This is a genomic window from Odoribacter lunatus (genome assembly GCF_943193135.1).
Taxonomy (GTDB): Bacteria; Bacteroidota; Bacteroidia; order Bacteroidales; family Marinifilaceae; genus Culturomica; species Culturomica lunata.
Map to the genome: position 1 here is coordinate 89,437 of NZ_CALPCZ010000002.1, position 21,205 is coordinate 110,641.

Genomic DNA, 21,205 nt, shown 5'->3' on the forward strand with positions numbered 1-21,205 from the left:
TGCTTTTTTTATTTTTGTTTATAATGATTAAGCAGAGGTAAATGAAAATAGCAATTTGGATTGGCTTGTTTTTTATATTGTGTGCCTGCAACAAAAAAGGTTTTGTCTTGATTAGCGGCCGAATTGAAAACGGTGATTCTGTTATAGCGATTTCAACAAAGGATAGTATTTATACTTTTTATTTGGATGAGGATAATTTCTTTTCGGGAAGGATTCCTTTGAAAGAAGGAACTTATGCTTCATTGATACCTCATTCCGTAGATCTTTTTTTGGTTCCAGGGGAAGATGTCGAAATTTATACGAATGGTCAGAATGTGCAGGCTTCTTTGATATGCAAGGGAGTTTTAGGAGGGATTAATACTTATCTGAAAGAGCAGGAGATGATGAATTTTGTTAATAAGGATGATTATTTATTGAATGAGAGTGAGTTTGTACAGAGGATGCAGGAGATAATTAATGAAAGGGTGCAACTTTTAGAAGCAAAGAATTTTAATAAGTTGTTTACGGAATCAGAAAAACAACGAATTTGTTTTTCCATAGGGGAGAAAGCTATTTTTTATCCGATATATCATAAACAGTTTACGGGGGATTCGCTTTATAGGATGGGGGCGGCTTTACGAAATTTTTTGACATCGTTTTCTTTGTCTGCGGAGGATTTGTTTGTAACTAAAGCATATCGCAGGTTTGTTCTTGGTTATGTGTATTTTCAGAATGGGTATGACAGGAAAGTTGATAAAAATTATTCTGATGAACTTGTGGATTATATTTTAGATAATTTTCAGGATAAAGAGATTCGTAATTTTTTGTTGTCGGAAGTTATTTATCGGTATATTTGGGAGAATAATGGTTTGCAAGGGGCTGAATATATGTTGAATATTTTTCGGCGGGAGTGTTCTGATTTGAATAAGTTGGATTTTATCAATAGAATGGTAGAGCAGTGGGAGCGATTGCAGGCAGGAAAACCTGCTCCGGATTTTTCACTGAAGACACAAGAGGGTGGGAACGTGAGTTTATCGAATTATCGCGGTTTTTATCTGTATTTGATGGTGTGGGCTTCGTGGTGTGCTCCCTGTAAAAATGAATTGTCTTATTTGATGGAGCTTGAAAAGAGGTATGCAGGAAGAGCGATTCGTTTTTTAACAGTGTCTATTGACGGACTTAAAAATGAAATGGCTTGGCGCGAGTTATTAGCACAAAAAAGGTATGGTGGGCTTCATGCTTTATCGGAAGAATGTGGTGGTTTTCGCTCGGATTATATGGTTGTCAGTATACCTCGTTTTGTTTTGATAGGCAAGGATGGTCAGATTTTGAATCCTGATGCTCCCCGTCCTTCCGGTAAGATGATTGAAACAGTGCTTGACAGTCTGTTGCAAAATAATGAAAGAGTTATGTATGATTAGATTAAGAATATTATATCTGGGATTGGTGTTGTTTTTGGGAGGATGTGTTTCAAATGATGTAAAAATTGAAGGAGAGATAGCAGATTTGCAGGGTGAGATAAAGTTAATGATGATTGATCCTGTTTCTTTGGATACACTTATTGTTGTTTCACAGACGGAAGATACCCGAATAGCCTGGCATGTTCCTTCTTTGAATTTGCCTGCAAAGGTTTGGCTTGAATTTGAGGGAAGATGTTTGCTTGATTTTATTTTGGATGAGCGGAGCGGTATGCGAATTGGCGGGACTATAGGAAATGACAGTTTGTTTGTAAGCGGGGGGAATCTGGAAAGTGAATATGCGAAGCTGAAAAGTTTTTTTAAGGCTACATATGGGAAACCGATAGAAGAGATTGATAATTCAATCAGCAGGATGGTACGTAGAACAAATCGTACGAGTGGTGACAAAGAGCGTTTAGAACGTTTGATAAAACTAAAAGAGCGTATTCAATGTTATCGGGATGCTTATATTAAAAGATTGATTCAGGCAAATTTATCACATGATTTATCGTTGGTGTTGATTGAAAATGAGTTGCGTGATAGTGTGGATATTCAAAGGGAATTGTTTCATGAGTTGAGTATCGAGAATAAAAATAGTCAGCTTTACAAAGTATTGGAAAAAAGATTGCATAAGCCGTAAAAATCAATGGCATGATAAAGAAAGTGATACTCAGATTGTTATTGGTTATAATGCTGCTCGCTTTTTCTACGGTAGTTGTGGTGCAGTGGCTGTGGATAAAACATGCTTTTGAGGAGCAACGGGATCGCTTTTCTTCTAAGGTATATGATGTTTTGAACCGGGTTGTAAATCGAATAGAGGAGGTTAATTATGTGAGGTATGTCAATCGAATGAATTATCAGATACAGTCCAATAGCCAAGTTACTTATATAACTTCTCAAAGACAAGGAACTTCTCGGCAAGGGGGGATTACATATCTGTCTGTTCAAAATATGTTTCCGGGTCAGAAAAGGGTGGAAGAAGAGATGACTCAAGAATTGGTAATACAAACGATGAATTCTTCTTATGAAGTGCTGAAAGGGAGGATGCAGGAGTTGACTATTCGGCTAATACAGGAGAAAGAGACCGGAAATATTCCCGTAGAGCAAAGATTAAGGCAGGTTGATTTAGAAAATTTGCTAAGCGTGTATTTTCGAGAAAATAAAATAGAGATACCTTTTTCTTATAAGATATTGACGAAGGAGGATGTATTGAATAAGGTAAAAGAAAGGGATGTGCGTAATTTTTATTATGTCGCTTTATTTCCGAATGATTATATTCCTAAGAATTATTATTTGGGGGTGAGTTTTGATTCTGTACAGAAGATTATTTCGGGAAATATGGGATGGCTTTTGTTAGCTTCAGGTTTCTGTGTTTTCGGATTGCTTTTTGTTTTTATCATAACAATTGTTGTGATTATGCGGCAACAGAAATTATCGGTCATTAAGAATGATTTTATTAATAATATGACGCATGAATTCAAAACGCCTATTGCGACGATTTCATTGGCAACTGCGGCGATGGCGAAAGAAAAGGTGTTGGAAGATAAAGAGAGTCTTTTAAGATTTAATGATATTATTCGGAGTGAAAATGATAGGATGAATGTGTATGTGGAACGTATTTTGCAGCAGGCAAAACTTGATTGCGGGGAGTTACCATTGAATAAAACGGAAATAGATATAAATAAATTGATAGAAGCTGCGGCCGAAACTTTTTTGTTGCAGGTACAGAATGCTGGGGGGATATTGACGGTGGAATTTAATGCACAGGATTTCAAGTGGGAGGCTGATGAGGTGCATATGATGAATGTGATTTGTAATCTATTGGATAATGCTGTAAAATATTCAGTCGAAGTCCCAGTCATTGAGGTGTATACTAAAAAAGAGGGTAAGCATTTTGTTATTGGGGTAAGAGATCATGGTATAGGTATTTCTAAAGAATTACAGAAAAAGGTTTTTCAACGTTTTTATCGGGTTTCGTCGGGTAATTTGCATAATGTGAAAGGTTTTGGATTGGGATTAAACTATGTGAAGAATATTGTGGAATTGCATGGAGGAAATGTACGCCTGACATCTAGGAAAAATAAAGGAACGTTAATAGAATTAATTTTTTAATGATAGATATAAAGCATTATTTTAATTATACAGTGTATGGCGCATAAAATACTATTAGTGGAAGACGACCCCTGTTTTGGGTCGGTATTGAAATCTTATCTTGAATTGTCGGAATATGAAGTAACGTTGTGTGTGAATGGAAATGAAGGATTAGAAGCATTTCGTAAAGACAGATATGATATTTGTTTGTTGGATGTGATGATGCCTCAAATGGACGGTTTTACGTTAGGTAAAAAGATTCGGGAGATTGCTCCGGCGATTCCTTTTGTCTATATTACAGCCAAGAGTTTGAAAGAAGACATGAAACTGGGTTATACTATTGGGGCAGATGATTATATTATAAAGCCTTTTGATTCAGAGATGTTGATTTTAAAGATAAAGGCTATTTTGGCTCGTTGCGAAGGTGAGATAGAAGAGCCTAAACCGAAGTTTATACAACTAGGGCAATTTCTTTTTAATACGGAGTTGCGGACAATAACTAAGGATGAAAAGGTGACCAAGTTAACTCCTAAAGAGGCTCATTTATTGGAAATGTTGTATGAGTATCGGGACAGATTATTACATCGGGATAAAGCGCTTACGGAAATTTGGGGGACAAATGATTATTTTACGGCCAGAAGTATGGATGTATACATTACGAAATTACGTAAATATTTTAGGGACGATGAGAAAATCAAGATAGATAATATTCACGGGTCAGGATTCCGGTTGATAATTGAAGAATAAAAAAGAAAGAGAGCACATTCGTGCTCTCTATTATTTTAAAATAAAGAAGATTATTCTTCAAAATTTTTAAAGTCTCCGTATTTTAAGAAGTTGGTTGCAGCATCGATGTCTTTATACATGACCCGGTCTGATTGATTGAATGGGACAATTTTTCGGAATTCTTCTAGAAAATCTTCCAAATAAGGTGACGTTTTAAGGGGGCGTTGTAAGTCAATGGCTTGTGCCGCATTCATTAATTCGATGGCTAAAATTCTTTCGGTATTTTTAATTACTTTTATCGTTTTAGTTGCTGCGTTACCTCCCATACTGACGTGGTCTTCCTGTTCATTGGAGGATGGGATGGAATCTACACAACAAGGAGTGCAGAGTTGTTTATTTTGGCTGACAATGGCAGCAGCTGCATATTGCGGAATCATAAAACCGGAATTGAGGCCGGGATTAGCTACTAAAAATTCGGGAATATTGCCTCTGTCTCCGGAAATCAGACGGTAAGTGCGTCTTTCGGAAATACTCCCTAATTCAGCAACAGCTATACTTAGAAAATCCAATACCATTGCTAAAGGTTCGCCGTGGAAGTTGCCTCCGGAAATAATCATATCATCTTCCATAAAAATGGTCGGATTATCCGTAACGGAATTGATTTCACGTTCGACAACGGAGGCAACATACATAATTGTATCTTTACTAGCTCCATGTACTTGAGGCATACATCTGAAAGAATAAGGATCTTGTACACGGGTTTTGTCTTTCTTTTGAAATTCGGAGCCTTTTAAGAGAGTGCGAATATTTCTGGCAGTCTCAATCTGTCCGGGATGAGGACGTGCCGCATGAATTTGAGGAAGGAACGGGTCGATACGACCATCATAAGCATCCAAAGAAATAGCTCCTATGATGTCTGCGTATTTGATGAGATTGAATGCTTTGAGAAGAGCGTAAACGGCATGTGAACTCATGAATTGAGTCCCGTTCAATAGTGCTAGCCCCTCTTTGGCTCCTAATGTAACGGGGGACCAATTAAGCTCGGCATTTACTTCAGCAGCCGGGCGGATTTCTCCTTTATAATATACTTCTCCTTCGTTGATTAATGGCAGGAATAGATTGGCTAACGGAGCCAAGTCTCCGGAAGCCCCGAGTGAACCAAGTTCGCGTACTACTGGCAGTACGTCGTGATTGAACATATCAATAATTCTTTCTACAGTAGCCAATTGAACCCCAGATTTTCCTAATGAAAGAGCGTGAGCTTTTAGTAGAAGCATCAGTTTTACAATAACGGGCTCAATAGGTGTACCGATACTGCAAGCGTGCGACATGACTAAATTAGCTTGCAATTGGCTCAAGTCTTTTGGGGAAATATTGATTTTACAAAGGGAGCCAAATCCCGTGGTGATACCGTACAACGGTTTACCAGAAGCAGCTATTTTTTGATCTAAATAGTTTTTGCAGTCACAAATAAGTTTTTTACTCTCTTCCGAAAGTGCAAGTTGGAGATGCTCTTTTAAAATGCGGTCGATAGTATCAAATGTTAGTGGAGCTGGAGAAATATAATGTAACATCGTGGTAAAATTGAATTCTTATTTCAAGTTTGCAACTAACTCGTCTATTTTGATATCGGCCTGTTCACCGGTAGTCATGTTTTTTAAACTTACTCTACCTTCTTTGATTTCATTTTCGCCGATTAACGCAACGAAAGGTATTCTTTTCCTGTCGGCATAAGTCATTTGCTTTTTCATTTTGGCAGGTTCTGGATATATTTCTGCATTAATGCCTTCACTCCGAAGTTTTTGAACGAGTGGAAGGCAGAAATGCTCTTCCCGGCTTCCAAAATTTACGAAAAGGATGCGGGTTGTTGCATTGGCATCTTCCGGAAATAGATTTAATTGTGTCATTACATCAAAGATTCGGTCAGCCCCGAATGATATTCCGACGCCAGAGACATTTTTCAGTCCAAAGATGCCGGTCAAATCATCGTATCTTCCACCACCGGTAATACTACCCATTTCAGCATCCAGGGCTTTTACTTCAAATATAGCTCCTGTATAATAACTTAATCCTCGGGCAAGTGTCAAATCTAATTTTATTTCTGTTTGAACAGGTAATGCGGCGAGGTAATCGAAAACTTGTGTTAATTCTTCAATACCTTTTAAACCAATGGGGCTTGTCTGTAAGATTGTGCGTAATTGTTGCAGCTTCTTTTCGTTGTTTCCAGTTAAATTGAGAATCGGTTGTAGCTTGGATATGGCTTCTTCTGTGAGTCCTTTTTCACGCAATTCGGCATTTACATTTTCAATTCCGATTTTTTCCATTTTATCAATGGCAACTGTAATATCTGTGAGTTTGTCGGGATAACCGATGGTTTCTGCAATTCCTGCCAAAATTTTGCGGTTGTTAATAAGCAGGCGTACTCTTAATTTTAGCCGCCGGTATACTTCGTCTACGATCTGAATTAATTCGATTTCATTTAAAAGGGAGTCACTGCCTACGACATCAACATCACATTGATAAAATTCCCTGTAGCGTCCTTTTTGAGGACGATCTGCCCGCCAAACAGGCTGTATCTGATAGCGTTTGAATGGGAAAGTGATTTCAGATTGGTGCTGAACAACAAAGCGGGCAAAAGGAACAGTCAAATCATATCGTAATCCTTTTTCTGAAATTTTGTTCGTTAATTTCAGACTATTTTTTTCATTTAATTCCGCTTCTGAGATATGGGAAAGGAAGTCGCCGGAATTGAGGATTTTGAAAAGCAATTTGTCACCTTCTTCTCCGTATTTCCCCATAAGGGTCGATAAATTTTCCATTGCCGGTGTTTCGAGGGGCATATACCCATATAATTTGAATACGCTTTTAATCGTATCAAAGATATAATTACGCTTCACCATAATTTCCGGTGAATAATCTCTTGTTCCTTTGGGAATGGAAGGTATTTGTGCCATTGATATTGCTATTTTGAGTTTAAGTTAAACAAAGATAAAGACTTTTCATGGAATAAAGAAATCTAAAACTGGGAGGGTATTGTCTTAAGGTGTGAGTGATGTAACAGCAAATAAAAAACGAGAGTCCGATTTTTTTATCAGACTCTCGTTTAATACAAAATACAATCAGAAATTTATTTCTTTCTGTTCTCCATGTGAGTTTTATACCGATTCATAAATTTATCGACACGACCAGCAGTATCAACTAATTTCACTTTACCCGTGTAAAAAGGATGTGAACTATTAGAAATTTCCAATTTTACCAATGGATACTCAACGCCGTCAATCTCTATTGTTTCTTTGGTCGCAGCACATGATTTCGTAATAGTAGTCGTTCCGTTAGACATATCTTTAAACGCTACTAATCTGTAATTCTCCGGATGTATGCCCTCTTTCATATCGTATATAAATTTATTATTATTTCTTTGTAATGGCTTGCAAAGATATGCTATTCGTTGTAAATCACAAAAGAAATGGAAAATTTTTTTATTTCTTCTGCTCGCTTCTATTTTTTTTCTTCTGTTTCTGATTCCAGCTTTTAAATATTATTTTCGCAGAATAATAAGAAAAGATATGGTAATAGCGGTATTGAAAAAATTGTTTTCGGACTATACTGGTGAGCAGGCAAAAGAGGTGACGGAATTTCCTGCTTCCGGTTCTGCCAGACAATATTTTCGTTTAAAAAACACGCGGTATTCGTTTATTGGTGTATGGGGTACTTCTTGCGAAGAAAACGGGGCATTTTTTTATATGTCCCGGCATTTCAAAGAGAAAGGATTGCCGGTGCCTCAGGTATATGCTTGTACGGAAGACGGTAAAGCTTATTTGCAGGAAGATTTAGGAGATGTGCTTTTGTTTGATGCAATGGCAGAATGTCGGAATACGGGTATATGGAGTGAAGAAATAGTTTCTCTATTAAAAAGCACGGTAAAATTGCTTCCGGCATTGCAATGTAAAGGGGCAGAGGGAATGGATTTTTCAAAGTGTTACCCTTTGGCGGAATTCAACAGGCGTTCTATACTTTGGGATTTGAACTACTTCAAATATTGTTTTTTGAAAGCTGCCGGTATTGATTTTCAGGAAAACTATCTGGAAGATGATTTTGAACGGTTGGCAGATTTATTGTTGCAAACGTCAGCAGATACATTTATGTACCGTGATTTTCAGTCTCGTAATGTAATGGTGCGAAAAGGAGAACCGTGGTTTATTGATTTTCAGGGGGGAAGAAAAGGTCCTGTTCATTATGATGTGGTATCTTTTCTATGGCAGGCAAGGGCAAAATTTCCGGACGGGTTGCGGGAGGAATTATTGCAGGAATATCTAACCGAATTAAAACACTATATGCTTGTAGATGAAGGAGTGTTTCGGCAACAATTACATTATTTTGTCTTATTTCGGATATTGCAGGTGTTGGGTGCTTACGGTTTTAGAGGATATTTTGAAAAGAAATCTCATTTCTTACAGAGCGTACCGGCTGCAATAGATAATTTACGGGAGTGGTTGCTGGAAGGCTTGCCGGAATGTTCTTATCTGGAAGAAATCTTACGACAATTGACGACGTTGGAGCAGTATAAACATCCAGTTGAAAGGAAAGAATTAGAGGTTAAAGTATACAGTTTTTCCTATCCGAAAGGTATTCCGGAAGACATATCAGGGAATGGAGGAGGCTTTGTATTTGATTGCCGGGCGATTCATAACCCGGGGAAGTACGAGGAATATAAAACCTTGACCGGTTTAGATGAGGCTGTTATCCGTTTTTTGGATGAAGATGGGGAGATAGAGAAATTCCTTGTACACGTTTACAGCTTGGTGGATGCTTCTGTAGAACGTTATTTGAAGCGGGGATTTACACATTTGATGGTTGCATTCGGGTGTACTGGAGGGCGGCATCGTTCGGTTTACTCCGCACAACACATGGCAGAACATTTGCATAAGAAGTATGGGGTAAGAATTCATTTGATACATAGGGAGCAACATATTGAACGTATTTATCGGGGATTAATATTAGATTAACTTATGGAAGCCATGATTTTTGCCGCAGGCTTGGGTACCCGTTTGCGGCCATTAACAGAAAATATGCCTAAAGCATTAGTGCCGGTCGGAGGGAAAACCATGTTAGAGCGAGTGATACAGCGATTAAAAATAGCCGGTTGTACGCATATTGTTGTTAATATTCATCATTTCGGACAGCAGATTATTGACTTCCTGCAAGAAAATCGGAATTTCGGTTTATCTATCGATATTTCGGATGAACGAGACGGACTTTTGGATACTGGCGGTGGAATCCGGAAAGCTGCTCACTATTTTAGCGGTAAACAGCCGGTATTAATTTATAATGTGGATATATTATCCAATTTGGATTTGACAGCCTTTTATACAATGCATTGTCGTTCAGCGTCGCAGGCTTCTTTATTAGTAGCTGAACGTAATACCTCTCGTTATTTGCTATTTGATGCTCGGAAGCGTTTGTGCGGTTGGGAGAATAAGAAAACAGATGAGGTAAAGTCTCCCTATCCGGAGTTTTCTCCTGAAAAATATACTGCTTATGCTTTTGGGGGAATCCATGTTATTTCTCCTGAACTTTTGCAAGAAATGCAAGAGAGGGAAGAAAGATTTTCAATTATAGATTTTTATCTTTCAGTGGCAGACAAAATGGAAATAAAAGCCTATCCGGCACCGGAAGGGTTATTGTGGATGGATTTAGGCAAGGTGGAATCCTTGAAAAAAGCAGAGGAAATTTTACAAAATTCCTTGTAGACTCTAATTAGGATGCTATGTTGACGGGAGTTTTCATTATATTGTTTTTTTATGCTTTAGGGGAGTTTGTTGCCTGGTTGATATCGGGATTTATTCCGGGAAATGTCGTAGGGATGATGTTGCTTTTCACAGCTTTGTGTCTGAAAATAGTAAAACCGGAGAGAATAAGACCTGTGGTAAAGTTCTTAAGTGAAAACATGGTCTTGTTTTTTATTCCGGCGGGAGTCGGTATAGTGAATGCAATGGATATTTTATCTAAACATTGGCAGGCAATACTGACAGTGTGTGCCCTTAGTACAGTGTTGGTAATAGTGACTGTTGCTTTTATTCAGCAGTGGTTGGAGAAAAGAAAGAAATAGGTATGGAAAGTTTGTTGAATTCCGAAGTATTTATACTGACGTTAGTTGTAGGTGTTTATCTTTGTGCCGTATGGTTATATCGTAAAACCCGTTTGGCATTGCTTCATCCCGTATTGATTTCTATACCTGTTCTGACTGCTATTACCCGAGTGTTGGGAATTTCCTATGAATCTTTTGAACAGGGTAGTCGGATCATTACTTTTTTGTTAGGACCTTCCGTAGTTGTACTGGGTTACTTGTTATATGAACAGGTGGCTTGTTTGAAGGAGAACATGATTTCCATTCTTACGGCAGTATTTGTGGGGAGTGTTGTTGGGATATTGAGTGTGATATATATTGCTGCATTTTTTGATGCCGATAGGATATTGATAGCTTCTCTGCAACCTAAATCCGTTACGACCCCGATAGCTATAAGTATTGCTGCCAAATCGGGAGGAATACCTGCTATTACGGCAATTGTTGTGATAGTTGTCGGCATATTCGGTAGTATCACAGGTCCTTTTGTTTTGAATAAATTGGGGATAACCAGCAAAATAGCCAAAGGTTTGGCTATGGGGGCAGCTGCTCACGGGTTGGGAACGGCGCGAGCAATGGAATTGGGGACGATAGAAGGAGCAATCAGTGGATTGGCCATCGGGTTGATGGGAATGATGACAGCAGTTCTCGTCCCTGTCATTGAAAACATACTAAACTGATTTATCTATTACAATTTGGATATAATAGCTTGGAAAAGAGCAGTCATACGGGGTTGAGCTGTGTTGCCAATGTCTTGTACTTCCTCGTGATTGGTTTTAATTAATTCGGGAGATGCCGTACTATTGGTAATTACTGAAATTCCGAAACATTCTATGCCCATGTGTCTTGCCACGATGATTTCTGGAACAGTGGACATACCAACGGCGTCGCCACCGATAACTCTTATCCAGTGATATTCCGCTGGAGTTTCAAAAGATGGTCCTTGCAATCCTGCATATACACCTTTTTGTAATTTGATGCCCAATTCCTTGCTGCATTCTTCTGCTATCTGGATAATACGAGGACTGTAAGCGTCTGTCATGCCGGGAAAACGAGGGCCCAATTCATTTATGTTCTTGCCTCGAAGCGGGTGTTCGGGGAAAAGATTAATGTGGTCGGTAATAATCATTAAGTCTCCGACCAGAAAATTTGTGTTTACTCCACCTGCTGCATTCGATACGAAAAGTGTTTTTACACCTAACTGACGTAGTACCCTTATCGGGAAAGTTACTTCTTGCATGGAATAGCCTTCGTAGAAATGGAAGCGTCCTTGCATGGCGATGATATTTTTCCCGCCGAATTGTCCGATAAGCAGATTGCCTTTATGTCCTTCGACTGTCGATACGGGGAAATTAGGAATAGCTGAATAAGGAATAGTGTGTCGGATTTCAATGGATTTGCCCAGTTCACCTAATCCGGTGCCTAATATGATACCTATTGAATATTCTTCTTTGTCAAGGAAACTGGAGAGGTAAGCAGCGCTATTTTTTATTTTTTGTAACATAGTTTTTTAAGTCTTGAATGAATAGTTCTTTTTTATTTAAAAATATTGGTTCAATAGGAATATAATAGATTTTTTCCTTTATTTCTTGTGGCAATTGGCATCCTTTTAAACGAGAGGCATCTTTTTCAGTGGTAAAAATATATTTTTCCGTATTAAGAATCTCTTCAAAAGAGGATGTGATATGGCGAATATCCCGTTTTGAAAAATGATGATGGTCTGGATATTCAAGAACTGTAATATTTGAGGTGAATTGTCTTAAATATTGGATATAGGGTGCCGGGTGGGCAATACCTGTAACACAAAGAATAGAACTTTTATTGCTTAGACATGGAGCGGGGAGATCGGCTTTCAGACTTAAGATACTACCATATCGCATTGTCGTAAAAAAGAGTTGCTGATAGGGCTTTATTTTTAAATGTTTATGAAATAATCTTTGCTCAATGGGAGAAAGAGTTTCCGGACATTTGGTCACAATAAGATAATCGGCTCTTTTTAAAGCACTGCATGTTTCCCGTAAGCGCCCTGCGGGTAGCAGATAGTCTTTGTAGCACGGATGATTGTAGTCGATTAATACAATATTTTTATCGGCTTTTACATAGCGGTGCTGAAAAGCATCATCCAATATAATAACTTCCGGTTGAGGAGATAGAGAGAGTAGTTTTTCAATACCTCTTGTTCGTTTAGCGTCGCATGCGACTTGGATATTCGGGAATTTGTTTTTTATTTGCAAAGGTTCGTCTCCGATTTCATCTGCAGTAGAATCCGTTTTAGCCAAAATAAATCCTTTGGTATGACGTTTATAGCCCCGACTGAGGCAGGCAATCTGAAAGTCATTGGATAAGGCGGAGATAATTTGTTCCGTATGGGGGGTTTTGCCTGTACCTCCGACGGAAATGTTGCCGACACAAATAATAGGAATACTGAAACTTTTGGATTTCAGTATTCCATTATTAAAGAAAAAGTTTCTTATACCGACAATAAATCCGTAAAGGCAACTTAGTGGTAATAATATGACTTTCAGAAAGGCCATGTAATTCTATTGTCGTATATCCGTTAATTAAATGTAATGTCGTAAGGAATACGGGAAACAAGACCTTGCTGGCTGTTCATGATGTCCTTTAGCTGGTAGAAAGTAGTGTAATACTCACCCAATTCGTTTTGCAATATTTTGGCTTTCACGGAAGCGGATAGTCCGCTGAAAAGTTCTTCAAAAGGATTCTTTTCTACCGGATATTCCGTAAGGGAATATTTTTCCAAACCGGCTTTTGCTGCAGCAATAACAATGGCATCATCCAATCCGCCGAGGATATCGACCAATCCGACTTTGACAGCTTGTTTGCCTGTCCATACTCGTCCCTGCGCAACTTCATGTACTTCGTCGCGTGTCATGTGGCGACCTTCTGCAACTCGGTTGAGGAATGTTTCATAGCCGTTTTCGATATAATTTTGAAGTACTTGTTTTTCGTAAGCGGTAAGTGGACGGTTGCTTATAGGCAAGGGCAGTGGATAAGCGCCTCCGAAATCACTGTGTTCATTGGTTTTTACGGTACTGCTTGTCAAGCCTAGCTTGTCTTTAATGAGTTTTTCGCCGGTAAAGAATTGACCGAAAATGCCAATAGAACCGGTTAGTGTCATTGGATCTGCGAGAATAGTATCGGCAGCACAAGAAATGTAATACCCGCCGGAAGCGGCTACGTTGCCCATTGATACAATTACCGGTTTCGTTGCCTTTGTTAAAGCAACTTCCCGCCAGATAATATCAGAAGTTAGGGCACTTCCACCTGGAGAATTAACACGCAATACGACTGCTTTTACATTTTTATTTTCTCTAACTTGGCGGATAGTATTTGCCAATTCGGGGCCGATAGCCTTGGCGCTTTGGTTCATACCGATTTCGCCGGAAGCGTAAATAACGGCGATTTTATTTTTCTCGGAAGAATGTTTCGTTAAAGTTTTACCGTAATCTACGAGAGAGATAAGTTTTAACTTTTTATCAGCCGGAATATTACATTTATTTTTTAGCCGAAGAAGCATTTCATCCTCATAACATACCCCGTCATATAGCCCGAATTCTTGTTCTTCTTGAGAGGTACGGTAGCTTAAATGGTTAGCCAGCCAGTTTAATGAATCGATGGAAATATTCCGCTCTTTGGCAATACCTGTTAAGATATTTCCCCATAAAGAATTTAAATAAGAAGAAATTTGCTCTCGGTTGGCTTCGCTTATTTCTCTACGGGTAAATGGTTCTACGGCAGATTTGTATTTTCCTACTTTAATAATCTCTGCCTGTACGCCGATTTTATCCAACAAATCTTTATAAAAAATCAGATTGCTTCCCAAGCCCATCAGCATTAGTGGGGTTTCCGGATTTACGAAAATACTGTCTGCCGCAGTGGCTAAATAATAAGCTGTCTGTGAATATCCCAAGTTGGTATAACTATAAATAAATTTTCCGCTTTCTTTGAACTCAAGTAAAGCATTCCGAATCTCTTCCGTAGTGGCAAACGGAATGAAATAGCTTTGTATATCTGTCAAATTAAGATAGATACCTTTTATTTTAGAATCGTTGGCAGCATGCCGGATACTTTTCAGAATATTATTCAATCCTAAAGGCTGGGAAGGTTTCATGGATATAAAATCCAGGTTATCGAACGGATTGGTGGATGTCCGGTCTGAAATAGTATTGTTCAATGTGATTTCCAGTATACTGTTGTCTTTGACTTCCACTGTTTTGTCTCCCATAGTGGCTACAGCTCCAATAAATCCAAAGAAAACGAATAACATCAATATATTAATAATGATGAATCCGACGATGGTTGCTAGTACATATTTAAAAAAACTTTTCATGTTGTTAGTGTTTTATTTGTTCGAGTGTTATTATTAAGCAAATCTGATAATTTCGGCACCAATGGCATTTAATTTTTCATCAATGTGTTCATAGCCTCGGTCGATTTGGTCAATATTGTGGATAGAGCTTTTCCCATTAGCGGATAAGGCTGCTATCAGTAGAGCAATACCGGCCCGGATATCGGGTGATGTCATCTTGGTAGCCCGTAATTGCGATTCATGATTTTGTCCGATAACCGTAGCCCGATGAGGATCACAAAGAATGATTTTTGCTCCCATGTCGATAAGTTTATCGACAAAGAAAAGGCGGCTTTCAAACATTTTCTGATGTATCAGAACACTGCCTTTGGCTTGAGTGGCTACAACCAAAAATACACTTAACAGGTCGGGGGTTAATCCGGGCCAAGGGGCATCCGCGATGGTTAGGATAGAACCATCGATGAAATCTTCAATCATATAGTGTTCCTGGCGTGGAATATATAAATCGTCGCCTTTTTCCTCTACCCGGATTCCTAATTTTCGGAATGCTTCCGGAATAATACCTAATTGCCGGATATTGACATCTTTTATTGTAATTTCCGAACGGGTCATGGCCGCCAGACCGATATAGCTGCCCACTTCAATCATGTCGGGCAGACAGTGGTGTTTGCAGCCGTGTAATTTCTCTACTCCGTCGATAGTCAGCAGATTGGAAGCAATGCCGGAAATTTTGGCTCCCATGGAATTTAGCATCAGACAAAGCTGTTGTACGTAAGGTTCGCAGGCGGCATTATAGATAGTTGTCGTGCCTTTTGCCAATACGGCAGCCATAATAATGTTGGCGGTTCCGGTAACGGAGGCTTCGTCCAGCAACATGTAATTGCCGTGGAGCTGGTTAGCGGAAGCCTTGAAACAACGGTTCATAGCATCGTATTCAAAAGTCGCGCCTAATTTTTCAAAGCCCAAGAAGTGGGTATCCAATCGTCTTCGTCCAATCTTGTCACCTCCGGGCTTGGGAACCAACCCGCAACCGTGGATTGCCAACAAAGGGCCTAATATCATGATAGAACCGCGTAGACTAACGGCTTTATTATAGAAATCTTCTGTTTCCAAATAATCGAAGTTTATTTCGGCTGCCTGAAATCTGTATTCTCCGTGGGTTGGATGGCTTACTTTTACTCCTAATCCTTGTAATAATTCGATAAGTTTTAATACATCCAGAATTTCGGGGACATTGGAAATTGTTACTTCTTCTTGAGTAAGCAGACAGGCACAAATAACCTGTAATGCTTCATTTTTAGCTCCTTGCGGGCGAAGTTCTCCTTTTAGGCGTCGTCCTCCCGTGATGACGAATCTGCTCATTGTTAGAGGGTATAATCGTATTTATTTCAGTTGGGTAAAATTATCGAAAAAAACAGAACAAATACAAACTTCTTCTTAAATAGTTGTTGTAATGATTTTTACAGATAAAGAATCATTGCATTCGGACAGAAGTTGGGTAATGGTTTTATGAAAAAGGGGGTGAACGAAGTCAGGCATGACTTCGTGGAGAGGTGCTAAAACAAACCGGCGTTCGGCTATCCGGGGATGAGGTAACGTGAGAGTGGGAGTGTGGATAATCTTGTCATCACAGAATAACAAATCAATATCAATAGTGCGGGAAGCATAACGGATTTCTGATGACCGGATTCGCCCCAATGATTTTTCGATAACTAAAGATTGTTGGAGAAAAATTTCCGGTTGGAGTTCTGTTTCAAACTGGAGAACTTGATTCAGAAAAGATTCGTTACATTCAAAGCCCCACGGCGCGGTTTCATATAACGAAGAAGAAACTGTAAGCTGCCCGCATTGTTGTGTTAAAAGTCGGGTTGCTTGTTTGATATATTCCGCTTTATTACCGGAATTGCTCCCTAAAATGACAGTGGTCAGCATGGAAGTTAATTCGGGTTTTTATTATTGCCCTGCTGGTCGTTGTTTTTGAAATTCTTTTTGTGATATGTGTAATTGCCGTTGTCCCTCTTGTTATTTTTACCGTTATTTTTGTTCATGGCAGGCTTGTTGGAACTGGGCTTGCTCTTTTTCTGCAAGAGTTCTTTCGGATTGGATAGAGTCATGCCCTCCGGTAAAATGATAGGGCTGCCGTAATAAGTATTGATATCATCATAAATCTGTTCGTCTTCGACAGAATCTTTATTCCATGTAAGGAATGATTTTTTCATATGATTGGCTGTCAATACAATTAAAGCCCTTTTCTGTTCCGGATTTTCCAGTTCTTTGATTTTATCGATTAGTTTTTCTACTGATTTACCGTAGTGCCGGTATCTGATACGGTTTGTACTGTAATTAATCTTTGCCGGTTTTTCTTTTAATTTATCGATAGAAGGTAACGGATAAGGAGAGTCAATATCCAATTTAAAACCCGCCATAATAGCCAAATGATCCCATAGCTTATGACGGAAGTCAGGTACATCCCGCAAATGGGGATAAAGATTTCCCATGACGTCTATAATAGTTTTGGCTGCACGGGTTCTCTCTTCCCGATTTTCTATGGTCAGAATGTGGTCAACCATTTTTTGTATGTTCCTTCCGTATTCGGGAAGTAACAATTTTTTTCTTTGGGTATTGTATTCCATTCCTGGGATGTTTCTGTTGCCGGTAATTTAACTCCCGGTTAAGTTTATTGAGTCAATAAATATAATTTAAGGGGAAACTTCGGGATTGCTTTCTTCTCGAAGAACTCTTTTCTGATAATTACGGGGACAAATATAGGATATTTTCTGTATTCTTCGATTTAATTTATTCTTGTTGTACGAACAATTTTGCAAATTTTAACAAAAGAGTTTTACTACCTTGCTCTGCAAATATCACTTTAGCTTTTTTATTTACTCCTAACCCTTCTATATTAGTAACTTTTCCGGGACCGAAAATCGGGTGGCAGATAATCATTCCGGGCATAATGGCATCGGGAGATATGGGCTTTAGTTTGCTTTTGTCGATATTCGGGATTTCTACCGTATTTGTGCGATTCAGGGATACGGGTTGAAATTTGCGGGGGGCGGCTGCGGGAGTTTTTAATTTAAAACCGGAAGGAGCATCAAAAGATGCAGTATAGCCTTCTACGAATTGAGGGGCTATTTCACTGATAAAACGGGAAGCCCGGGTTGCAATGATTTGACCGTTGCGGTAGCGGGAAAGGGAATAAGAAATTACCACTCTCTTTTCCGCCCGGGTCAGGGCGACATAAAACAGGCGTCGTTCTTCTTCTAATGCTGCAGGGGTATTTACGCATTGTTGGGCAGGGAAGAGTTCTTCTTCCAGACCGGTCATGAAGACATTGGGAAATTCCAGACCTTTGGCAGCGTGTATCGTCATAAGAGTCACTTTATTGTTGTCTTCCGGTTTGTCACTGTCCTGATCTGTAAGCAGGGCTACACCTTCCAGAAAAGCGGGGAGTTTGTCGTCTTTTCCTTCTTTATAGCTGGTTTCGGAAAAATCTTTGATAGCATTTAATAACTCTTGTATATTTTCTTTCCGGGAAACGCCCTCCGGAGTACTATCATTGGCAAGGTCATCGATAATACCGGATGAATGTGCTATGGTGCAGGCAATATCATAGGCATTTTCGTCCGCAATCTCATAAGAGAACTTTTCAATCAGTCGTTTGAAATTAGTCAGTTTGGTGCACGTGGCGGCATTGATGACACCATTGATTTTGTCCAGATTGCATAAAACCGTCCACATGCTTGTTTGATATTGCGTGGCAAGGTCTCGGATTTTATCGATAGTCGTGTCGCCTATACCTCTTCGGGGATAATTTATGATTCGCTTTAAAGCTTCTTCGTCATTCTGATTGACGGCCAGGCGAAAGTAAGCTAACAAATCTTTGATTTCTTTCCGTTGGTAGAAAGATTGACCGCCGTAAATCTTGTAGGGAATATTCCGTTTGCGCAAGGCTTCTTCCAAAATACGCGATTGGGCATTGGTGCGGTAAAGGATGGCAAAATCGCTGTAAGCCTGTTGTTCGTAATTTGCCAACTTAAATATTTCATGACTGACCATATACCCCTCTTCCTTGTCGGAAAGAGCTTTTAACACCTTGATTTTATCCCCTTCTTCATTTTCAGAAAAAATACGTTTGGGTATTTGCTCTTTGTTTCTGTTGATAATACTGTTGGCCGCATCCACAATCGTAGTCGTCGAACGGTAATTTTGCTCCAGTTTGAAGAGCTTATAGTCCGGATAGTCATTCCTGAAATTCAGAATATTTTCAATACGGGCACCCCGGAATGAATAAATACTTTGGGCGTCGTCTCCGACGACACAAATATTATGGTGTCTTTCAGACAGTTTTTTAATAATCAGGTATTGCGAATAGTTCGTATCCTGGTACTCGTCTACTAAAATGTAATTGAATTTATTTTGGTATTTGTCCAGAATTTCGGGGAAATCACGAAGCAGGATATTGGTTTGCAGCAATAAGTCGTCGAAGTCCATCGCATCCGATTGTTTGCAACGCAGCTGATAATGCTTGTATATCTCATTCAGCATCGGTTTCCGGGCAGCCTTGTCTGCTTCGAGGATGCTGGCGGACTGGGCATAAGCCTGCGGAACAATAAGATTGTTTTTTGCCATGGAAATCCGGCCTAACACATCATTGGGCTTATAGATTTTATCATCTAATTTCAAGTCCTTGATAACGCTTTTAATGACATTTTTGGAATCTTGTGTATCATAGATGGTAAAATTGGGAGTATAGCCTAATTTTTCCGCTTCAAACCGTAGAATCTTTGAAAAAATAGAATGGAAAGTGCCCATCCAAAGGTTGGAGGTATTTTCCGTCCCGACCAATAGGGCAATACGTTTCTGCATTTCCCGGGCCGCTTTATTGGTAAAAGTCAGTGCCAGAATCTTGTACGCAGGAACACCTTTGCTTAGCAGATTTGCTATTCGATAGGTCAAAACACGGGTTTTCCCGGAACCGGCGCCGGCAATGACAAGAGACGGTCCTTCTGTATAAAGGACGGCTTCTTTCTGATTATTGTTTAATTCATTGAAGAAATCCACGGTATTGCTATTTTCAGACAAAAGTAGAAATTTAATTTTAGAATAGAATAGTAAGCTGTCTTTCGACTTTTTTATTAATATTGTGTGTTGAAACAAAAGCATTTGATAAGATGAAATATTTGTGGATATTGTGTATAAGTTGGTTTTGCGTATGGGAATGTAAAGCGCAATTGCCACGGTTGGAAGGTTGTGTGTATACACTTGAAACAGTGAATACACCGGACGGGATGCCTTTTTTTGCAGTAAAAGACGTGTCGGGGAATGCGACAGGGGGGCGGATTCGCTTCGACGCCCCGGATACGGGATGGATTTACAAATGGGTGTTGGACGGAGTAGAATATACGGAGGGAAATTATGCTTCCGATTCATCGTTCTTTACCATTCCCATACAGGGAAATGGAGTATATGCCGTTTATGCGGAGAAAGAAGGAGAAGAGCCGGTACAGTCGGGAGATTTCCGGATTTTTTATGTGCATGTGCCTGAATTCGGATTGAGTATCGTAGAGGAAACCCGTTATGATTGCGAGGGTATCAAGTTGAAAATAGACGATTTTCAACCGGCGGCATACGTATACGGTGAAGATATTCATTTCTATGGGACCCGGGACGTGGAATATCTGATATCAGGACGGACAACGCCTATAACTTCGACTGATTATGAGAAGGAAGATTGGGAAATTTTTCAGACCGTGGATGAAAAGGATACTAAATATACCATTACCATTACGGATAAATTCGGCCTTGCTTGGGAGAGTACGGGGGTGGAATACATCTCTGTAATTCCGAAAGCAAAAATGGATTTTAAATTACTGAATACGGTACAAGTAGACGGATATGGAACCGACATGGGGCAGGCACCTTTGGATGTGGAATTTATGAACGAGAGTGTGAATGCGCAGTCATCCTCATGTGTGTGGTATCTGTATAAGGATACGGCAGATTTGAAAGAACCGTTACCGACCCTGGAAGACAGTTTGATGGATAACAGCATCCGGTACGGATCGGATTTTACATACACCTATGAACATCCCGGATTGTACAGAGTAAGGTTGAAGGCAGTGAATACACTTGGGCCAAATTATTGTTGGGATACAACCGAATTGAGAGATATAAAAGTAATACAGTCGCTGGTAAATGTGCCGAACGTATTTACTCCGAATGGAGACGGAGTAAACGATGTATTCCGGGTGCAGGTACTTTCGTCCTGTTCTTTTCATGCCGTAATTATTAATCGGTGGGGACGCAAAGTATATGAATGGAGCGACCAGTCCGGTGGGTGGGATGGTCGGATTAACGGGAAATATGCGAATCCGGGAACTTACTATTACATTGTAACGGCAAGGGGACTGGAAAAAAATAACCCGCCGAAATACGTGAAAAAAGGAGCCTTGTTGTTAGTGCGTTAGAAAACTTCCGAAATCTATAAGCTATTCA

At 39.5% G+C, this 21,205-nt stretch carries 19 protein-coding genes; 9 read left to right on the forward strand and 10 right to left on the reverse strand.

Annotated elements, in window-relative coordinates:
* The first annotated feature begins 41 nt into the window (after positions 1-41).
* Genes NFR61_RS01865 through NFR61_RS01880 form a run of 4 tightly spaced genes read left to right on the forward strand, consistent with a single transcriptional unit; the run spans position 42 to position 4,274 of the window.
* Positions 42-1,400: a TlpA family protein disulfide reductase gene (locus tag NFR61_RS01865; protein WP_251620050.1), complete on the forward strand. Its 1,359-nt coding sequence runs from the start codon at positions 42-44 to the stop codon at positions 1,398-1,400.
* Positions 1,393-2,076, forward strand: a complete 684-nt coding sequence (locus NFR61_RS01870; protein WP_251620051.1) for a hypothetical protein — start codon at positions 1,393-1,395, stop codon at positions 2,074-2,076. The genes NFR61_RS01865 and NFR61_RS01870 overlap by 8 nt, the downstream gene beginning before the upstream one ends.
* Before the next feature lie 11 nt (positions 2,077-2,087).
* Positions 2,088-3,548 carry a sensor histidine kinase gene (locus tag NFR61_RS01875; protein ID WP_251620052.1) on the forward strand — a complete coding sequence of 487 codons (1,461 nt, stop codon included), beginning with the start codon at positions 2,088-2,090 and terminating at the stop codon, positions 3,546-3,548.
* A 36-nt stretch (positions 3,549-3,584) separates the two neighbouring features.
* Positions 3,585-4,274: a response regulator transcription factor gene (locus NFR61_RS01880; RefSeq protein WP_251620053.1), complete on the forward strand. Its 690-nt coding sequence runs from the start codon at positions 3,585-3,587 to the stop codon at positions 4,272-4,274.
* A 50-nt stretch (positions 4,275-4,324) separates the two neighbouring features.
* On the opposite strand, the gene hutH is transcribed toward NFR61_RS01880, so the two are convergent.
* From hutH to NFR61_RS01895, 3 genes are all read right to left on the reverse strand, one after another.
* Complete coding sequence (gene hutH, locus NFR61_RS01885) at positions 4,325-5,827, reverse strand: histidine ammonia-lyase (protein ID WP_251620054.1); 1,503 nt, start codon at positions 5,825-5,827, stop codon at positions 4,325-4,327.
* Between the two features lie 18 nt (positions 5,828-5,845).
* Positions 5,846-7,207 carry a histidine--tRNA ligase gene (gene hisS, locus NFR61_RS01890; protein ID WP_251620055.1) on the reverse strand — a complete coding sequence of 454 codons (1,362 nt, stop codon included), beginning with the start codon at positions 7,205-7,207 and terminating at the stop codon, positions 5,846-5,848.
* A gap of 173 nt (positions 7,208-7,380) precedes the next feature.
* Positions 7,381-7,644: a type B 50S ribosomal protein L31 gene (locus tag NFR61_RS01895; RefSeq protein WP_251620056.1), complete on the reverse strand. Its 264-nt coding sequence runs from the start codon at positions 7,642-7,644 to the stop codon at positions 7,381-7,383.
* Positions 7,645-7,819: 175 nt separating this feature from the next.
* Between NFR61_RS01895 and NFR61_RS01900 the strand changes: the two genes are divergently transcribed.
* The 4 genes from NFR61_RS01900 to NFR61_RS01915 are packed head-to-tail and all read left to right on the forward strand — an operon-like array spanning position 7,820 to position 11,057.
* Positions 7,820-9,259: a RapZ C-terminal domain-containing protein gene (locus tag NFR61_RS01900; RefSeq protein WP_251620057.1), complete on the forward strand. Its 1,440-nt coding sequence runs from the start codon at positions 7,820-7,822 to the stop codon at positions 9,257-9,259.
* 3 nt (positions 9,260-9,262) lie between these two features.
* Positions 9,263-10,003, forward strand: a complete 741-nt coding sequence (locus tag NFR61_RS01905; RefSeq protein ID WP_251620058.1) for a nucleotidyltransferase family protein — start codon at positions 9,263-9,265, stop codon at positions 10,001-10,003.
* Between the two features lie 17 nt (positions 10,004-10,020).
* Complete coding sequence (locus NFR61_RS01910; protein WP_251620059.1) at positions 10,021-10,362, forward strand: CidA/LrgA family protein; 342 nt, start codon at positions 10,021-10,023, stop codon at positions 10,360-10,362.
* Positions 10,363-10,364: 2 nt separating this feature from the next.
* Positions 10,365-11,057 (forward strand): LrgB family protein, encoded by a 693-nt coding sequence (locus tag NFR61_RS01915; protein WP_251620060.1) that lies wholly within the window; start codon positions 10,365-10,367, stop codon positions 11,055-11,057.
* Positions 11,058-11,065: 8 nt separating this feature from the next.
* Here the strand turns inward: NFR61_RS01915 and NFR61_RS01920 are convergent, their stop codons facing one another.
* The 7 genes from NFR61_RS01920 to NFR61_RS01950 all read right to left on the reverse strand — a co-directional run bounded on the left by NFR61_RS01920 (position 11,066) and on the right by NFR61_RS01950 (position 19,771).
* A complete protein-coding gene (locus NFR61_RS01920; RefSeq protein ID WP_251620061.1) occupies positions 11,066-11,881 on the reverse strand; it encodes a purine-nucleoside phosphorylase in 816 nt (271 codons plus the stop codon).
* Positions 11,859-12,911, reverse strand: a complete 1,053-nt coding sequence (gene lpxK, locus NFR61_RS01925) for a tetraacyldisaccharide 4'-kinase (protein ID WP_251620062.1) — start codon at positions 12,909-12,911, stop codon at positions 11,859-11,861. Before lpxK ends, NFR61_RS01920 begins: the two co-directional genes overlap by 23 nt.
* Positions 12,912-12,934: 23 nt before the next feature.
* Positions 12,935-14,728 (reverse strand): signal peptide peptidase SppA, encoded by a 1,794-nt coding sequence (gene sppA / locus NFR61_RS01930; protein ID WP_251620063.1) that lies wholly within the window; start codon positions 14,726-14,728, stop codon positions 12,935-12,937.
* Positions 14,729-14,761: 33 nt separating this feature from the next.
* Positions 14,762-16,069: a UDP-N-acetylglucosamine 1-carboxyvinyltransferase gene (gene murA / locus NFR61_RS01935; protein WP_251620064.1), complete on the reverse strand. Its 1,308-nt coding sequence runs from the start codon at positions 16,067-16,069 to the stop codon at positions 14,762-14,764.
* Positions 16,070-16,144: 75 nt separating this feature from the next.
* On the reverse strand, positions 16,145-16,639 hold the full coding sequence (gene folK / locus NFR61_RS01940; RefSeq protein WP_251620065.1) for a 2-amino-4-hydroxy-6-hydroxymethyldihydropteridine diphosphokinase: 495 nt from the start codon (positions 16,637-16,639) through the stop codon (positions 16,145-16,147).
* 5 nt (positions 16,640-16,644) lie between these two features.
* Positions 16,645-17,340: a DUF4290 domain-containing protein gene (locus NFR61_RS01945; RefSeq protein ID WP_251620066.1), complete on the reverse strand. Its 696-nt coding sequence runs from the start codon at positions 17,338-17,340 to the stop codon at positions 16,645-16,647.
* Positions 17,341-17,503: 163 nt separating this feature from the next.
* Positions 17,504-19,771, reverse strand: coding sequence for an ATP-dependent helicase (locus tag NFR61_RS01950; protein WP_251620181.1), 2,268 nt, complete (start codon positions 19,769-19,771; stop codon positions 17,504-17,506).
* Positions 19,772-19,881: 110 nt separating this feature from the next.
* Here NFR61_RS01950 and NFR61_RS01955 point away from each other — a divergent pair, with 110 nt between their 5' ends.
* Positions 19,882-21,177, forward strand: a complete 1,296-nt coding sequence (locus NFR61_RS01955) for a T9SS type B sorting domain-containing protein (protein ID WP_251620067.1) — start codon at positions 19,882-19,884, stop codon at positions 21,175-21,177.
* The last annotated feature ends 28 nt before the right edge of the window (positions 21,178-21,205 follow it).

What these genes read in the sequence shown, in the direction of transcription:
- NFR61_RS01870 (WP_251620051.1), top strand. Translation starts at nt 1,393, where the DNA reads ATGATTAGATTAAGAATATTATATCTGGGATTGGTGTTGTTTTTGGGA.
- hisS (WP_251620055.1), bottom strand. Translation starts at nt 7,207, where the DNA reads ATGGCACAAATACCTTCCATTCCCAAAGGAACAAGAGATTATTCACCG.
- NFR61_RS01915 (WP_251620060.1), top strand. Translation starts at nt 10,365, where the DNA reads ATGGAAAGTTTGTTGAATTCCGAAGTATTTATACTGACGTTAGTTGTA.
- NFR61_RS01895 (WP_251620056.1), bottom strand. Translation starts at nt 7,644, where the DNA reads ATGAAAGAGGGCATACATCCGGAGAATTACAGATTAGTAGCGTTTAAA.
- NFR61_RS01920 (WP_251620061.1), bottom strand. Translation starts at nt 11,881, where the DNA reads ATGTTACAAAAAATAAAAAATAGCGCTGCTTACCTCTCCAGTTTCCTT.
- NFR61_RS01945 (WP_251620066.1), bottom strand. Translation starts at nt 17,340, where the DNA reads ATGGAATACAATACCCAAAGAAAAAAATTGTTACTTCCCGAATACGGA.
- folK (WP_251620065.1), bottom strand. Translation starts at nt 16,639, where the DNA reads ATGCTGACCACTGTCATTTTAGGGAGCAATTCCGGTAATAAAGCGGAA.
- NFR61_RS01905 (WP_251620058.1), top strand. Translation starts at nt 9,263, where the DNA reads ATGGAAGCCATGATTTTTGCCGCAGGCTTGGGTACCCGTTTGCGGCCA.
- NFR61_RS01900 (WP_251620057.1), top strand. Translation starts at nt 7,820, where the DNA reads ATGGTAATAGCGGTATTGAAAAAATTGTTTTCGGACTATACTGGTGAG.
- NFR61_RS01865 (WP_251620050.1), top strand. Translation starts at nt 42, where the DNA reads ATGAAAATAGCAATTTGGATTGGCTTGTTTTTTATATTGTGTGCCTGC.
- hutH (WP_251620054.1), bottom strand. Translation starts at nt 5,827, where the DNA reads ATGTTACATTATATTTCTCCAGCTCCACTAACATTTGATACTATCGAC.
- sppA (WP_251620063.1), bottom strand. Translation starts at nt 14,728, where the DNA reads ATGAAAAGTTTTTTTAAATATGTACTAGCAACCATCGTCGGATTCATC.
- NFR61_RS01955 (WP_251620067.1), top strand. Translation starts at nt 19,882, where the DNA reads ATGAAATATTTGTGGATATTGTGTATAAGTTGGTTTTGCGTATGGGAA.
- lpxK (WP_251620062.1), bottom strand. Translation starts at nt 12,911, where the DNA reads ATGGCCTTTCTGAAAGTCATATTATTACCACTAAGTTGCCTTTACGGA.
- NFR61_RS01910 (WP_251620059.1), top strand. Translation starts at nt 10,021, where the DNA reads ATGTTGACGGGAGTTTTCATTATATTGTTTTTTTATGCTTTAGGGGAG.
- NFR61_RS01880 (WP_251620053.1), top strand. Translation starts at nt 3,585, where the DNA reads ATGGCGCATAAAATACTATTAGTGGAAGACGACCCCTGTTTTGGGTCG.
- NFR61_RS01875 (WP_251620052.1), top strand. Translation starts at nt 2,088, where the DNA reads ATGATAAAGAAAGTGATACTCAGATTGTTATTGGTTATAATGCTGCTC.
- murA (WP_251620064.1), bottom strand. Translation starts at nt 16,069, where the DNA reads ATGAGCAGATTCGTCATCACGGGAGGACGACGCCTAAAAGGAGAACTT.